The organism is Pseudomonas sp. MS15a(2019) (assembly GCF_013277805.1).
Classification (GTDB): Bacteria; Pseudomonadota; Gammaproteobacteria; order Pseudomonadales; family Pseudomonadaceae; genus Chryseomonas; species Chryseomonas benzopyrenica.
Genome location: NZ_VBTN01000022.1, coordinates 20300 through 35703, shown reverse-complemented (window position 1 = coordinate 35703; position 15404 = coordinate 20300). Strand labels below are relative to the sequence as shown.

The following is a 15404-nucleotide window of genomic DNA, read 5'->3' as shown; positions in this document are numbered from 1 at the left end:
TTGGGTGCTTGGGTGCTTGGGTAATCACTCGGGGATAGCGTGTGCCCTTGGCAGCGGCATCAACACTCCATTATCGAAATGAGCTAGATGCTCACTTAAATGCTTAAGTGCGTGCTTAGGCAGGTACGCACTTAAGCGCTACGCATCTGAGATCGCACGTGAATCCCGGATTTGCTGGAAGCCACGGCTCCTGTTAGAAAATGATCTGCACACGTCAGGGCGTGTACCTCGGCTGTTGAAATTTTGAAAGCGAGGCCATCCCTATGCTGGTAAGCGCATGCATACGTAAGTGCGTAAGTGCGTAAGTGCGTACACGACCGCGGATACGGTATTGGTGAGGCCATTCGGGAGCTCCAGCGTTCTACCTTTAAACGTGAGCCATAAAAGGCTGCCGGCAGGTGTGAGCTATCTCGCTGCTAAGGCTACTACTAGAAAACGCCCAATCCGCGCAGCGCGGCTTGCTTCGCATCGGCCAGCTTGCCGGCCTTCAGCAGGGTTTTCTGTCGGGATACCCACGAGCCCAGTCGCAGCCTGTCGGCGGTCACGTGTTTCACCGGTACTGAGCCGCCGGCATTAGCGGCCAGGTAGTCTTGGAGCGCTGCATAGTGCTGCTGCCATGCAGCTTCCGCAGGATCGAAGGAAAATCCAGCGGCCAGCAGCCTGCCGTGATCCGGATCGTCCGGTTTGTCCTTCAGCCGCGTGCGCTGGTTGGAGCACCACCTGCCGAGCTTGTAACCGTCGATGGTCATGTAGGCGATCGGTACATTGCAGTGGCCATGTGCGGCCTTGAACTGCTCCAGGTGCCGTAGGCCTTGGTCGAAGGCCGCACCGAACATCTCCCACACAAAACCCAGCTGGTTCAGAAGCTCAATTCGCTGCTGCTCCATTTGGCCGTCGCGGTAGCGCGCGCGCTGATTCCCTACCCAGGTACCGAGCGCTGTCCCATCAGGCAGCACGAAGTCTAGCGGCACATTCACATGGCCTTGCCGTGCGCCAAATTCCTCCAGCGCGGTATAGGCGGCTTCCCAGCGGGCATCCAGCACGCCAGCGTCGAAGTCGAAGCCTAGGGCGGCCAGCCGATCACGCCTGGACAGGTCGATCTGACGGCTGCGTTGGTTCCGGCACCAGTCGGCCAGATCCGTACCGTCTACCAGCACCTGGCGCTGAGCAACGCGCAGGTGGCCATGCTCCTCCTTGAACGCCACCAGCGCCTGATACCGTTTCTCCCAGGCGTCGTCGAAGGGGCTCAGGATGAAGCCCAGGGCCTCAAGCAGCTGCTTCTTCCGCGGCGCCAGCCGGCCGAGGCGATAGGCCTTGCGCTGCTCGCTGCACCAGTGGCCCAGGGCGAGCCCGTCTGCGGTGACGACGTCGACGGCGGGGGAGGGCGATCCAGTGTCAGCCAGATAGCTGCGCAAGGCTTCGTACCCTCGCTCCCAGGCATGCTCTCGCGGATCGAACTCGAAACCGATGGCCTCCAGCTGCTCGGCACGGTTAGGCGCAAGCCGGCCTAGCCGGTGGAGCGCGCGCTGGCGTGAGCACCAGGCGCCCAGGGTGTGCCCACCCGGTGTGCGATAGCTGCGCGCGACCCGGGCGTGGCCGCGGTCAGTCACGAACGCGCGCAGGAGCCCGTAAAAGTGCGGCCAGCTGCCGGCGATCCGCCCAACGAGCTCCGTTGAAAGCACAGCCTTGAGGCTGGCGGCCCAGGCGCCGGCGTCGGGACGGCCAGCAGGCGCGATGACGTGCAGCTTGTTGAACCAGTCGGGGGAGGCGGGCTGTCCGGTTTCGCCCTGGTCCACCGCGGCGCGCTGCACCTCGTTGAGCATGGCGTCGTCCTGCTCGGCAAGCGCCGCCAGGGTCCGCCAGACCGTGGACATGTCGCTGCGCGCCACGGCCTGGATGAGGGACTCGCCGGAGCTCCGCTTCAGGCGCAGGGGTATCAGGACATAGCCGTAGCGCTTGCCCGGCGCCTTGCGCACGGCGCGGCCGAGTGCCTGGACGATGTCGACGTGGCTTTCCCGCCGGTGCATGAAGGCGACCAGATCGGTATCCGGCACGTCTACCCCCTCAGCCAGGCAGCGTGCGCACGACAGCGCTGCGCGCGGGGCCCGGCCGTACTGGTGCAGCAACCGCGTGCGCTGCCACGAGGGGAACGAGCCATCGATGTGGCGCGCCCAGAACTCGCCCTCGCCGACGGCTTCCCGCAGCGCCGTCGCGAAGCGCTTCGACTGCGAGATCCGCGAGTAGAAGGCGAAGGCTTTGCGGGCGCCGACGTCGGTCATCGCCCGCAGCAACTCCTGGGCATGCACCGCGTAGCGGCGCTCCTCATCGTCCAGCGCTTCGGCGAGCTGCTCGTCGTCCGCTTCCTCCACGGAAATGATGACGCGAAAATCGCAGATGATTCCCGCGGCGACAGCGGCGGAGTAGCTGAGCTCGTAGGCGACGGGACCGAAGACGGCCTCGTCCGTCATGGAGTAGGTGGGCCCGGTACAGGCGGGGCCTTCCTCCTCAGCGATGGCCAACGGCGTCGCAGTGAGGAAAAGGCGCCTGTCGATGCGCAGGGTAGGGTGATCGTTCAGCGCGAAGCTGTTGCGCCGGCCGGCGGCGCCGGCTGTCTTGTGCGCCTCGTCGAGGATCCCCAGGTCAAAGGCAAAGCCGGGCAGCAGGCCCAGGGCGAGGGTACAGGAGTCGAACTGATGGATCACACCACACGGATTGCATTCCTCACCGAACTACGAGACCTCCTCCAGCGATACGACGCGGAGATCTCCGTCGACTATGACGACTCTAGCGATTTCCATGGAGTCACCGGTGAAGCCATGAGTGTCAGCATGGGCAAGGTTGATCGTTTTCACGGTCGCCCGACTTTCACGCTGGGGGAGGGATGGGGGATAGAACCCGAGGGCTTGTCCCGACTGCTAAAATCCTACGAGTGAGCGTAATCCAGGAGATGCAAAGAGCTACCACAAGGCCCTGCCCGGCGGCGGCCTGAACAAGGCCGAGAAAGCCGAGCGCGCGCGGGTAGCGGGTATCTGTGAAATAGAGAGCGCGCACGTCTTTAACCGATTTGCCCACCTGGTACGCGCCGAATGCGGCTGACCAGATTTCAGAACCCTCCCCACCACCACCCCGGCGCTGCCGGCGAGGATCTAGCCATGGGCACCACTACCGCCGCAATCGTGGATATTCCACAGCTCGAAAAAACCATCCTGCAGATGGCCCAAGACTGTCTGATCGTCGCCGAGCGATACCGCGATAAGCGCCTGCAGGGCACCGCTACGGACGAGGATGCGGAGACGTTCGTGGACAATTCCGTGGCCCTGGAGACGTTGGTGAAATTGGCCTACGACAACAATTCCGGAATGACCACCGAGACCCGCATGTTGCTGCTCGGCATCGAGAGTCAGGAGGTCCAGCTGATGCTCCCCCTGCGCGAAGGCTGAACCCTCTCCACCACCCACCCAACCCCGGCGCAGCCGGCAGGAGTCCCCATGAAACCGTTGACCGCTGCCGACCTGGCCGCGCTGAAAAACCTGCCCCAAGAGGGCTGGTTCGACGTCCGGCACGCGTCGATCAATAGGCCCTCCTACCGCTGCGAGCGCCTGGAGGCGGCAGGGCAGCTGGAGCGCCGGACTGTGAGGGACGCCGAGCTGGCCGCGCTCGGCACCGATGCGCTGGGGTGCTTCAAGACCCAGTACCGCCGCAAGGCGTGTCAAGGCTAAATAGAAATGTCGCTCTGGTGACTAAGTAGAAATGTCTGTCTCACCGGCGCAGTAATCTTGTTGTGGACCGCTGACGAAAGTGCCCAGGCGCAAACGTCCACTGTGCAGGTCACGGTAGCAACGTTCAACGCGCTGGGTGGTGGTAGGTGGTGTTCGATTCGGGCTGCTCAACTTGCTACAAGGGGAAGATGAGTGCCTGAAAGCAATTAAAACATTCGCCTCGCCTACCTCCGCGTTCGAAGTTGAGCTGGGCCGCGGTTTTTTCTAAAGCTTTAGATTCTGGCTCGAGTTTTCCTTTTCCTACTGTCGCGCGCGCGGGGCGACTGGGTAGGGAGGTGGAGCGCGGGCAAAAGGGGGGCAAGTGGTGCCGGTGAAGCTGTTTTTCCAGGGCAGTATATTTTTAGGTATGCAGAAAGCGCCACATGGCGCTTTCTGTTCGAGCCTCAGATGCGCGGCATCGATCGTCTACGGCCAAACAGATGCGTAGTCTCAGTTGGTCGCTTTGACGTTGGATGCTTTATCTGGCTGACGCCCTTCCTGTGCCAGCGTTTCATGCATCTCTCGATGCTCCTGGAGCGCCGCCTGGCTATCGCGGAAATCTTGGTTGTGCGAGATCGAGCGCTCGCTGCCGTCTGCGGCATAGCTGAGGTTCGCAACGGCGAGGGTGGCGGCAAACAGGGCAATTTTAAGGAACGTCATGGTGTTTCTCCTTCTAGAGTGCAGCGTGGGTATGAGAGCCACTCTAGAGGGGCGCGGCTAACGCCAGGATGAGCCGCGCATTACAATCCTGTCATCCTGCCGGGGGCTGTTCGCGACGGCGCAGGACGCTGTGGTAGAGCGCAGGCAAGACCAGCAGTGTCAGGGCAGTGGAGGACAGGATGCCGCCGATCACCACGGTCGCTAGCGGGCGTTGTACCTCCGCCCCGGTGCCGGTGGCCAAGGCCATGGGAATGAAGCCCAACGAGGCCACCAGCGCAGTCATCAGCACCGGCCGCAGGCGGACCAGCGCGCCCTCGCGCACGGCGATATCCAGCGGCTTGCCCTCCTCCAGCAGGCCACGGATGAAGGAGACCATCACCAAGCCATTGAGCACTGCGACGCCCGACAGTGCGATGAAGCCCACACCGGCCGAGATCGACAAGGGAATGTCCCGCAACCACAACGCCAATACCCCGCCCGTCAAGGCGAAGGGAATGCCGGTAAAGACCACGAGGCCGTCGCGCAGATTGCCGAACATCATGAACAGCAGCACGAACACCAGCAGCAAGGCCACCGGCACCACGAGTTGCAGGCGGGCGGCGGCGGCCTGCAACTGCTCGAATTGGCCGCCCCAACTGGTCCAGTAGCCTGCGGGAATTCGCACCTGGTCCGTGATGGCGGCAGTGGCATCCGCCACGAAGCTACCCAGGTCCCGATCGCGCACATTGGCACTGACGATCACCAGGCGCTTGCCGTCTTCTCGGCTGATCTGATTCGGCCCCAGCACCGTTTCCAGGCGCGCCACATCGGCCAGGGGAATGAACTCGACGCGGCCTTCCACCGCTGGCAATGGAATGGGCAGGCGCGCCAGCACCGCCGGATCGCTGCGCAGCGTTTCCGGGAGGCGGATCATCAGATCGAAGCGGCGATCACCCTCGAAGAGCGTGCCGGCCTTGCGTCCGCCGAGCGCCGTGGCAATCACATCCTGGATGTCGCCGACATTGAGGCCGTAGCGTGCGGCTCGCTCACGATCGATCTGCACACTCAGCAGCGGCAGCCCACTGGTCTGCTCCACCTTCACCTCGGCAGCGCCGGTGACCTTCTGCAACACCCTGGCGATGTCCGCAGCGGTCTTGTTCAGCACCGCCATGTCATCGCCGAAGACCTTGACCGCCACATCGCTGCGCACCCCGGAAATCAACTCGTTGAACCTCAGCTGGATCGGTTGCGACAGCTCGTAATTGCTACCGGGTACACGCGCAGCCGCTGCTTCCAGCTCAGCCATCAGCTGCTCGCGAGACTTGCCTGGATCAGGCCACTGCGCCTGCGGCTTGAGCATCACATAGCTGTCGGAGATGTTCGGCGGCATCGGATCCGCGGCGATCTCGGCGGTGCCGGTCCTCGCGAATACCCGCTCCACCTCGGGTACCTGATCCAGGATGGAGCGCTCCAGGCGTTGCTGCATATCCACCGATTGCCCCAGGCCGGTACCGGGCACCCTTAGCGCCTGCAGCGCGAAATCACCCTCGCTCAAGCTGGGTACGAATTCACTGCCCAGGCGCAGCGCCAGCAGCACCGTCAGCACCACGCTCAGGCCAGCGCCGGCGAACACCAGTGGCCGCCGGCGCATGGCTGCATCCAGCGCGACGGCATAGCCGCGCCGCGCCGCGCTCATCAGTCGATTGTCCTTTTCCTGCACGCGACCCGTGACGAACAGCGCCACGGCCGCAGGGACGAAGGTGATGGACAGCAGCATGGCGCCCACCAAGGCGATCACCACGGTAAAGGCCATGGGATGGAACATCTTGCCTTCCACACCCGTCAGGGCGAACACCGGCAGATAGACCACCATGATGATCAGCTGCCCGAAGATGAGGGGTCTCCGCGCCTCGCGGGCGGCGGCGAACACTTCCTGGAAGCGCTCCCGGCGATCGAGCGCCCGACCGTGCCGTTCCTGGGCATGAGCCAGCCGGCGAATGGCATTCTCCACGATCACCACGGCGCCATCGACGATGATGCCGAAGTCGAGCGCACCCAGACTCATCAAGTTGGCGCTGACCCGATTCGCGGCCATGCCGCTGAAGGTGAAGAGCATCGACAGCGGGATCACCAGCGCGGTGATCAGCGCCGCGCGCAGATTGCCGAGGAAGACGAAGAGCACGGCGATGACCAGCAGCGCACCCTCCACAAGATTCTTGCGTACCGTAGCGATCGCCTTGTCCACTAGCGTGGTGCGGTCGTACACGGCGACCGCCTGCACGCCTTCCGGCAGGTTGCGGTTGATCTGCGCCAGGCGCTCGGCCACTGCCAGGGCCACCTCGCGGCTGTTCTCACCCACCCGCATGAAGACGGTGCCAAGCACCGCCTCTTCGCCATTTTCGGTAGCTGCTCCGGAGCGTGACTCCTGCCCGACCCCGACCGTGGCCACATCCCGGATCCGTACCGGAGTACCGTCCACGGTAGCGAGCACGATGGTGGCGATATCCTCGACGGAGGCGAGCTGCCCCGGTACCCGAATCACCAGCTGCTCCCCGGCGCGCTCGATGAAACCGGCGCCGACATTGGCGTTGTTCCGCTCGAGCGCCATCGCCAATTGCTCTAGGGTGATGCGATAGCCTGCCAGCCGTTTGGGATCGGGCGCGATCTGATACTCCTTGGCATAGCCGCCAATGGTGTTGACTTCCGCCACCCCGGGCACGGTGCGCAACTGGGGTTTGACGATCCAGTCCTGGATCTCCCGCAGATCGGTGAGCGTATAGGCTTCGCCGTCAGCGCGGCGCGCCTGGGGCGCGGCCTTCACCGTCCAGAGGAAGATTTCCCCAAGCCCCGTGGACAGCGGACCCAGGTTGACCTCCACACCCTCTGGCAGGGCTTCGCGCGCACCCTGGAGGCGCTCGCTCACCTGCTGGCGAGCGAAGTACAGATCCGTCCCATCGGCGAAAATGACGCTGATCTGGGCAAAGCCCGAACGCGACAACGAACGGGTCCGGTCCAGTCCCGGCAGGCCGGCCATGGCTGTTTCCAGCGGATAGGTGACCCGCTGCTCGACCTCCAGCGGCGAGGCGCCCGGTACTTCTGCATTGATCTGCACCTGGACGTTGGTGATGTCCGGCACCGCATCGATGGGCAGGTGGCGATAGCTGTAGATCCCGAGTGCAGCGATGCCGAGCGTGGCAAGCAGCACCAACCAGCGCTGCTCAATGGCGAAGCGAAGAATACGTTCGAACATGATGCGCCCTTAGTGGGAGTGCTCGGCCGAGCCCTTGCCCAGTTCCGACTTGAGAATGAAGCTGCCGCGGTCGGCCACTACCTGGCCGGCGCTCAAGCCCTGACGAATCTCTGTGCGCTCACCGTCCCGGACCCCGGTGACCACGGGTGTCGCCTGAAAGCCGTCTGCCGTCCGGACGAACACCACGGTGCGATCCTCCACGACATGCACGGCGCCATTGGGCACGCCAAGTACCTTGGCCTGTCGCTCGTCATCGAGCCGCACCGTAACGAACAGACCCGGGCGCCAGGCGCCCGCCGGATTGGCTAGGGTGACGCGCGCGGTCGCCGCCCGGGTCTGTTCGCCCAGCAGATTGCCAACATGCGCCACGGTGCCCTCGGTGCGGCTATCCAGCTCACCCGCGAGTACCTCCACCTTTCGGCCAACGGTGACTCGATCGAGGTCACGCGCAGGAACGGCGAACGTGGCCCAGACGCGGGACAGGTCGGTGAGCGTGAAGAGGTTGCTGGCTTCGTCCACCCGCTCACCCAGGACCAGGTGCTTCTCCACCACCACGCCGTCGAAGGGCGCGCGCAGCTGGTAGCGACTGCCGCCCTGAGCGGAGGCTGCTCCACCCAAGGCCTGTGCTTTTTGACGGGCGTTGCGTACAGCAATCTCGGCTTCCTGCAGTGTCTGCCGCGCCTGCAGTAGATCCTGCTCGGCGCTGATCCGCTCCTGCCAGAGGTTCTGCTCGCGGGCATACAGGGTGCGCGCCAGTTGCAGCCGCTGCTGCGCGGTCGCCAGCTCGCTGCGCACCTCGGAAAGCTGCTCGCTGGCAATGACTGCTAGCACCTGTCCCTTGCGCACCCGGTCTCCAAGATTCGCCTTCACCTCCTCGACGACGCCGGGCGTACGGGACACCACGTGAGCGGTACGATCTTCATCGAAGCGAATCTCGCCCGGAAGACTCAAAGAGGCGCCAACGCTCACCGGCGTGACCACCTGGGTTTCGATGCCGGCTGCTCGAATCTGCTCTGCGCTCAGCTCGACTTCGCCTTCGGCATGCGTCTCTTCGCCGTCGCCATGGGCGCCCTCGTTCGCGTCATGGCCGTCTTTGCCTTCGTCCAGATCAGGGCGAGGCTGGGTCGCCTCAGCCTTGGCATCTGCCGATTTCGTTAGGGGGGCAGCGGGTTCGGGGTGGTCGTGACCGGTACCCGCCTGAATGGTACTGAATGGCAGCCCACCGCCAATTACTGCAATCAGCAGCGGCCGCAGCAGTCTCGGCCTGAATGAAGTCATGGTCATGCAAGAACTCCGCACCCGATTTATTACCGGGATCTGTAGCGTCATGGGGAGGTGAAGAGCGGGCCGTGGAGGCGTTCGAGGCGGGCCCAGGCATTGATCTGCGCACGTTGAGAGAGCAGGTACTGCCCCCTAGCGGCAATGAGGGCGCGCTGGGCTTCCAGCACATCCAGCTGGGCAAAACGTCCCAGCGAGAAGCCGCGAGTTAGGTCATCGACCGTACGCTGGCCCGCCGGCAAAACCCGGTTGCGCAAGTCGTCGACGTCAGCTGATGCACTACGCCAGTCGCGCAGTGCCTGCAGGGTTTCGGCCTGGATCTGCAGCTCGGTCGCTCGCTGTAGATCCCGGGCCTGGTCAGCGCGACTGGACGCGGCGAGCAGGTTGCCCTGGTTGCGATCGAAGAGCGGTAGCGGGAGCGAGAAGCCCACCAGATTGACCCGCTCCCCCTCGAGCTCGTCGTATTGGCTGCCCAGGCTCACCCGCACGTCCGGATAGCGCTGGCTGCGCTGCAGATCGACGTCGGCATCCCCGGCGGCTACCTGCCGCCGCGCCTTGAGCATCGCCGGTGTCTGGCGGATCGCCTGCAGCAGTAGGGCTTCGCCGGGAGGTGCGGGCAGACGATCCAGGTCACCGACCGGCTCACCGAGCTCTGTCACGGAGACACCCAATTGGCGGGCAAGACTCACCCGCGCGTTGTCACGCTGCTGCAGTGCGCGTCTCAGCTCCAGCCGCTGGGTGACCTGTTCTACCTCCGCGCGGGTACCCGATACCGGTGAAATCTTGCCCGCTCGAATTTGCGCCCCTGAGCTGTCCAGGCTGCGCTGTGCCAGTGCCTGCGATTGCTCGGCGAGCCGCACCCCTTCAGCGGCCAGTAACAACTCGTAAAAACTCTGGATGACGTCCGCCCGGAGGGCATAGCGTCGCGCCTCGAGGTCCGCATTGACCACGCCAGCGTTGGCCTCGGCCACCGCCACCCGGGCGGCGCGCTTGCCACCCAGTTCAAAGGGCTGGGTGAGCGTGAGACTGCGCGTCTGACTGGCAGAGCGCGTGTCCTCGACCTCGAAGGCGAGTTCCGGGTTGGGCAGGAGGCCTGCCTGCTGCCGTGCACCTGCGGCCGCGGCGGTCTCCTGGCGGGCCGCCAGGTAGTCGGGATTGTCGCGCAGGGCCTGGGCCAGCGCCTGCTCCAGGGTCAGCGATGAGGCCTGGACCGGTCCGCCGGCGAGCAGCAGACCTAGCCCCAGCGCCAGACCCATCAGGCGCCATGGGGCGGGATATCGACATGGAAGGGATAACGGCACTGCAGCGACTCCTGTGCAGAAGGCGCGACGTTCGAAGAGATCGTCGCGTGATAGCGGAGCCGACTCTAGGGAGCGCCACCTATCGCTCCGGTGACGCCAACATTACAAAGCTGTAAGGAAGTTGCCGCCGTCCAGGTATACCGGCACGCTTGATCGCTTGACTCTCTAGCGGCTACAGGCTTCAGCCTCCGCAACATCCTCGACACGACTGATACAGACGATGCGCTTACTGATAGTGGAAGACGAAGCCCGCGCCGCGGATTATCTGCAGCAAGGCCTCACGGAGAATGGCTATGTGGTTGATCGCGCCGCGACCGGGATTGATGGTCTGCATCTGGCTCTGCAGCAGGATTACGACCTGATCCTGCTGGACATTAATCTGCCGACTATGGACGGTCTGGAGGTCCTGGAATTGCTGCGGCGACGCAAGCAGACCCGCGTGATGCTCCTAACGGGCCAGAGCCGAACCAGCGAGCGCGTCCGAGGACTGGACGCCGGCGCTGACGACTATCTGACCAAGCCGTTCGAGTTTCCGGAGTTGCTCGCCCGCATCCGCGCGTTGCTCAGACGCGGCGAAACGCGAGTGGTCAGTGATACCCTGCACCTGGCCGATCTTGAGCTGCATCCCTTTCGCCATCGTGCGTTTCGCGGGGACCAGCGCATCGACTTGACCAGCAAGGAATTCGCGCTGCTTCACCTGCTCATGCAACGCCAGGGCGAAGTGCTCTCCCGCACCGAGATCATCTCGCGCGTTTGGGACATGAATTTCGACTGTGACACCAATGTGGTGGAAGTCGCCGTTCGACGCTTGCGGATGAAGGTCGATGAGCCCTTCGGGGAGGCGCTTATCCATACAGTACGAGGCGTTGGCTACGTGATGGAGCGCCGTTCATGAGACCCATGAGCCTCGCCCTGCGCCTGGGGATGATCGTCACGAGCGTGGGCTTGCTGCTGGCTATCATCTTGGTCGTTATGGTGTACAGCGTTCTAGAGCGGGAGCTTGATAAGCGTGCTGTTGACCAGCTGCAAGCCAAATTAGGGCAGATCCAGCACAGCCTGGAAGAGCGTCCTGCAAATCCTACCAAAGCGCCTTGGCAGCACGTACTAGCTGACGCTCTGCTCGGCCACGATGAGCTGTCGGTCACCGTGCTTTCGGCGGAAGAGGACACACCCCTGTATGGGCTTGGCTCCCATGCCTATGCCGATGAGCTACGGCCGGGCCGTTGGCCAGACGCCCAGACGTTGGCCTGGCATTCTGATGACGGCCACGATCTATTAACTATCCGGACTAGCCTGACCATCCCATCGCTGCCTCCACTACAGCTACTGCTCAGCCAGGACCGCAGCAGTGATAGATTTTTGTTGGATGCTTTCCTACGTGCAGCCTTGATAAGTCTGCCGATTCTGCTACTGCTGATTGGCGCCGCGGCGTGGTGGACGGGTTATCAGGGCCTTGCGCCGTTACGCCACTTCCGCCGTACTGCCCGTGCGATTACTACCCGGCAGCTGACATTGCGAGTGGATGACACCAATCTGCCTGCAGAAGTAGCTGATCTAGCCATCGCGCTGAACACGATGTTGGAGCGCCTCAATACGGGCGTGCAGCAACTAGACCGCTTTGCAGACGACGTTGCCCATGAATTGCGCGCCCCGCTCGGGATCCTCATAGGTCGAACGCAGATGGTACTTAGCCGGAAGCGTGACGAGGCCACGTATCAAAAGGCCTTGGAGGACTCCCTAGACGAACTGGACCGCTTGAGCCGTATTGTCGCGGACATGCTCCTCCTCGCGCGTCTGGACAGCCACGAACCGCTAACCTCACTGAGCCAAGTGGCCGTCGAGCAAGAGACACTTAAGGTCTGTAGCCTGTTTGAGGCTTATGCCGAAGCGCGCGAAATAGAGCTAGTAGTCAAAGGACAGCTTCAAGTCGAGGGCGACAAGTTGATGATCCAGCGTGCGCTATCGAACCTGCTATCAAACGCTATTCGCCACGCTTATCCAAGAACGGCTGTGATAGTAGAGCTTGGCGCGCAAGAGGAAGGTGGTGGATGGGCAGCTGTGATAAACCAAGGATCTCCCATAGATCCGGATGAGTTATCGAATGTCTTCAATCGCTTTTACCGGGCTGGCGATCAACCTACAGGCGGCAGTGGATTAGGGTTGGCGATCGTCCGCGCGATTATGATTTCTCACCGGGGCCTGGTGCAGGCCGAATCTCATAATGGAATGACGCGCTTCACGCTGACATTTCCTCCAGCAATTACGCCCGTAACCAACTTTGATGAACAAGGCGAAGCGGAAGCGCTTTGTTCCCCCACCAATAGATAGGTGTGAGCACGATGCTGGTCGATATGGCAGCGTAGACATGTCAATAACTAACCCGGAGCTGTTATAGACAGGGCTGCATATGCAGGACTTCCCGACCAGCGTCTTTCTGCAGACGAACTACAACGTCTTCCAATGCAGCAAGCAGCGCGAGGATACTCGGGCAACCTGTTTATTCGTTTTTACGCATATACGAATGTACACATACCCCTGCCCATGAAGCTGCTTATCTCGCCCGAAACGATCGAGGTGCTGAAGCAGACCTTACGGCCTGCCCGAAGGCTGGGTAACCCAGTAACTGCAGTTGTGATTGGCGCGAGGATTTGCCGTGGGACACCTTTCAAACCCTCCCGGTCATCAACGAGGAATGCCAGCTTATTGGCGCAGCAACCTTAGCCCGTTGCCCACTACCAAGAGGCTGGCTCCCATATCGGCGAATACGGCCATCCACATGGTTGCTTGCCCAGTGAAGGTCAGCAGCAAAAAAGCGGCTTTTAGGCCAAGTGCAAGCACGATGTTTTGCAAGAGCACCTGAGCGGTGGCGCGAGAGAGCTTCACAAAGGTTGGAATCTTGCGCAGATCATCGTCCATGAGGGCCACGTCTGCTGTCTCGATGGCCGTGTCGGTGCCCGCAGCCCCCATCGCAAAGCCAATGTCGGCGCGTGCCAATGCCGGGGCATCGTTGATACCGTCTCCTACCATGCCGACCTTACTGGACTGGGCAAGCTGTTCGACTTCGCGCAGCTTGTCGGCCGGTAGCAGGTTACCTTGGGCGCGATCTATTCCGGCCTGAGCAGCAATCGCTTGGGCGGTATGTGGATTATCGCCCGTCAGGATCACGGTCTGGATACCCAGCGCATGCAGCTCGGCTATCGCATTGCGGCTGCTGTCCTTGATGGTGTCGGCGACAGCGAAGATCGCCAGTACATCGTCAGCCCCTACCAGCATCACCACGGTCTTGCCCTCGCTTTCGAGCGCCGTGATGCGCTGTTTCAGGTCCGAGGAGCACCCCCTCAATTCGTCGACCATTCGATGGTTTCCAAGATGATAGGTCTGTCCATCGATCACACCGCGTACGCCCTGGCCAGGCAGCGCGGCAAACTCCCCGACCTCTCGCAGCACCACACCGTCGCCAACGGCGGCTTTCGCGATGGCTTTGGATACCGGATGGTCAGAGCGGCTAGCGAGACTCGCTGCAATGCTGCGACTGCTATCGGTCAAGGCGCTGTTCAAGGAGATAGCGTCGGTCTGCTCGGGTTTGCCGTGGGTGAGCGTGCCGGTCTTGTCCAAGGCTAGCCACCGCAGCTTGCGACCATCCTCCAGATAAACGCCACCCTTGATGAGGATGCCTTGGCGTGCTGCGGCAGCCAGTCCGCTGACGATGGTGACCGGAGTGGAAATGACCAAGGCGCAGGGGCAGGCCACCACCAGCAGAATCAGGGCCCGATAGAGCCAATCCATCCAAGCTGCGCCCAGAAGCAGGGGAGGTAGTACCGCCACGGCAATTGCTAGCACGAAAACGGCAGGCGTATACCAGCGGGCGAATTGATCGACGAAGCGCTGGGTTGGAGCGCGGCTGCCTTGCGCCTCTTCCACCATTTGGATGATGCGTGCCAAGGTGGAGTTGCCGGCCACCGCCGTGACGCGATATTCGAAGGATCCAGACTCGTTGATAGTGCCGGCATAGACCGGATCGCCGGGGGCCTTTTCAACGGGAAGGCTTTCCCCAGTGATCGGCGCTTGGCTCACGGTGGAGCCGCCCTCTAGCAGCACACCATCGAGCGCGATGCGCTCGCCCGGCCGCACCCGCACCCGGCTACCGATAGCGACCTGCTTGGCCTCCACATCGAGCCAAGTACCGTCAGGCTGCTGCACCGTGGCTTGTTCGGGGGCTAGATCGAGTAGGTCCCGGATGGCATTGCGGGCACGATCCAGCGATTTGGCCTCAATGACCTCGGCGAGGGCGAATAACACCATCACCATCGCCGCTTCCGGCCAATGGCCGATCAACATGGCCCCGGTGACGGCAATCGACATTAGGGCGTTCATGTTGAGATTGCGGTTCTTAAGCGCTATCCAGCCCTTTTTGTAAGTGGACAACCCACCCAGGGAGATGGCAATCAACGCCAGTACCAGGACCGACCAATGATTGCCACCTAGATACCAGTACATGCCCTCAGCGGCTATTGCAGCAGCAAGAGAGAAGCCGAGCGGCAGCCACGGCGTCGAGTCGCTATAGGCCCTTGATGGTGGAGTGCGATAATTCTGGGTGTCCAGCTCCTGAGCTTCGAAGCCTAGCGACTGGATCGCATCGAGTACCTTGGCTAGCGCGCTGGCGGTATGACGCACAGTCAATGTGCGCTGCATCAGATTGAAGTCCAGATCAACTACACCAGGAAGAAGGGTGAGCTTTTTCCGAATCAGGGTCTCTTCGGTAGGGCAATCCATCTGGGCTATGCCAAGACGGGTAATCTGCGTGCTCGGGTCGTCTCCCTGACGCACCGCCTGCATACCGACCGCTGACAAGGCTTCTTCCAATGGGGTCAGCGAAGGCAGGTTGTGCCGTACGATCAGCGTGCGCTTCATCAGGTTGAATTCCAAGCCGACAACGCCGGACAAGCCCCCCAGCTTGCGCCGAATGAGCGCTTCCTCTGTGGGGCAGTCCATATTCTGAATAAGGTAGTGAGCTTCCCTAGCCTCGGCCAGGGCGCTGGCCGTCGGTTCGGGCGTAAGAAGAGGGCCTGACGCAGCCGAGCTGCAACCGCACCCCTTTGATCCGCAATCGCTCATGTCAGCCCCCACTTTCACCGTTGAATGGGGAGCATTACAATCCCTATAGTTACTATAGAGTCA

Annotated in this window: 11 protein-coding genes; 5 read left to right on the top strand and 6 right to left on the bottom strand. The window is 62.3% G+C overall.

The features are described 5' to 3' along the window. Positions 1-428: 428 nt before the first annotated feature. A complete protein-coding gene (locus FEZ61_RS23800; protein WP_017642853.1) occupies positions 429-2702 on the bottom strand; it encodes a helicase associated domain-containing protein in 2274 nt (757 codons plus the stop codon). Here FEZ61_RS23800 and FEZ61_RS23795 point away from each other — a divergent pair. The 3 genes from FEZ61_RS23795 to FEZ61_RS23785 all read left to right on the top strand — a co-directional run bounded on the left by FEZ61_RS23795 (position 2694) and on the right by FEZ61_RS23785 (position 3719). Then, complete coding sequence (locus FEZ61_RS23795; RefSeq protein ID WP_017642852.1) at positions 2694-2933, top strand: hypothetical protein; 240 nt, start codon at positions 2694-2696, stop codon at positions 2931-2933. The two genes, FEZ61_RS23800 and FEZ61_RS23795, sit on opposite strands and share 9 nt — an antisense overlap. Positions 2934-3152: 219 nt before the next feature. Further along, a complete protein-coding gene (locus tag FEZ61_RS23790) occupies positions 3153-3440 on the top strand; it encodes a hypothetical protein (RefSeq protein WP_017642851.1) in 288 nt (95 codons plus the stop codon). A 48-nt stretch (positions 3441-3488) separates the two neighbouring features. Next, positions 3489-3719 (top strand): hypothetical protein, encoded by a 231-nt coding sequence (locus FEZ61_RS23785; RefSeq protein WP_017642850.1) that lies wholly within the window; start codon positions 3489-3491, stop codon positions 3717-3719. A 489-nt stretch (positions 3720-4208) separates the two neighbouring features. Here FEZ61_RS23785 and FEZ61_RS23780 read toward each other — a convergent pair whose 3' ends face one another. The 4 genes from FEZ61_RS23780 to FEZ61_RS23765 all read right to left on the bottom strand — a co-directional run bounded on the left by FEZ61_RS23780 (position 4209) and on the right by FEZ61_RS23765 (position 10181). Continuing rightward, positions 4209-4418, bottom strand: a complete 210-nt coding sequence (locus tag FEZ61_RS23780; RefSeq protein ID WP_017642849.1) for a hypothetical protein — start codon at positions 4416-4418, stop codon at positions 4209-4211. 91 nt (positions 4419-4509) lie between these two features. Next, positions 4510-7647, bottom strand: coding sequence for a CusA/CzcA family heavy metal efflux RND transporter (locus FEZ61_RS23775; protein ID WP_007162515.1), 3138 nt, complete (start codon positions 7645-7647; stop codon positions 4510-4512). A gap of 9 nt (positions 7648-7656) precedes the next feature. After that, positions 7657-8931, bottom strand: coding sequence for an efflux RND transporter periplasmic adaptor subunit (locus tag FEZ61_RS23770; RefSeq protein WP_026084057.1), 1275 nt, complete (start codon positions 8929-8931; stop codon positions 7657-7659). 41 nt (positions 8932-8972) lie between these two features. After that, a complete protein-coding gene (locus FEZ61_RS23765) occupies positions 8973-10181 on the bottom strand; it encodes a TolC family protein (RefSeq protein ID WP_007162512.1) in 1209 nt (402 codons plus the stop codon). Positions 10182-10446: 265 nt separating this feature from the next. Here FEZ61_RS23765 and FEZ61_RS23760 point away from each other — a divergent pair, with 265 nt between their 5' ends. Then, positions 10447-11121 (top strand): heavy metal response regulator transcription factor, encoded by a 675-nt coding sequence (locus tag FEZ61_RS23760; protein WP_007162511.1) that lies wholly within the window; start codon positions 10447-10449, stop codon positions 11119-11121. Between the two features lie 5 nt (positions 11122-11126). Beyond that, positions 11127-12554, top strand: a complete 1428-nt coding sequence (locus tag FEZ61_RS23755) for a heavy metal sensor histidine kinase (protein WP_169887035.1) — start codon at positions 11127-11129, stop codon at positions 12552-12554. Positions 12555-12926: 372 nt separating this feature from the next. Here FEZ61_RS23755 and FEZ61_RS23750 read toward each other — a convergent pair whose 3' ends face one another. Beyond that, positions 12927-15341: a heavy metal translocating P-type ATPase gene (locus FEZ61_RS23750; protein WP_026084056.1), complete on the bottom strand. Its 2415-nt coding sequence runs from the start codon at positions 15339-15341 to the stop codon at positions 12927-12929. Between the last annotated feature and the right edge of the window lie 63 nt (positions 15342-15404).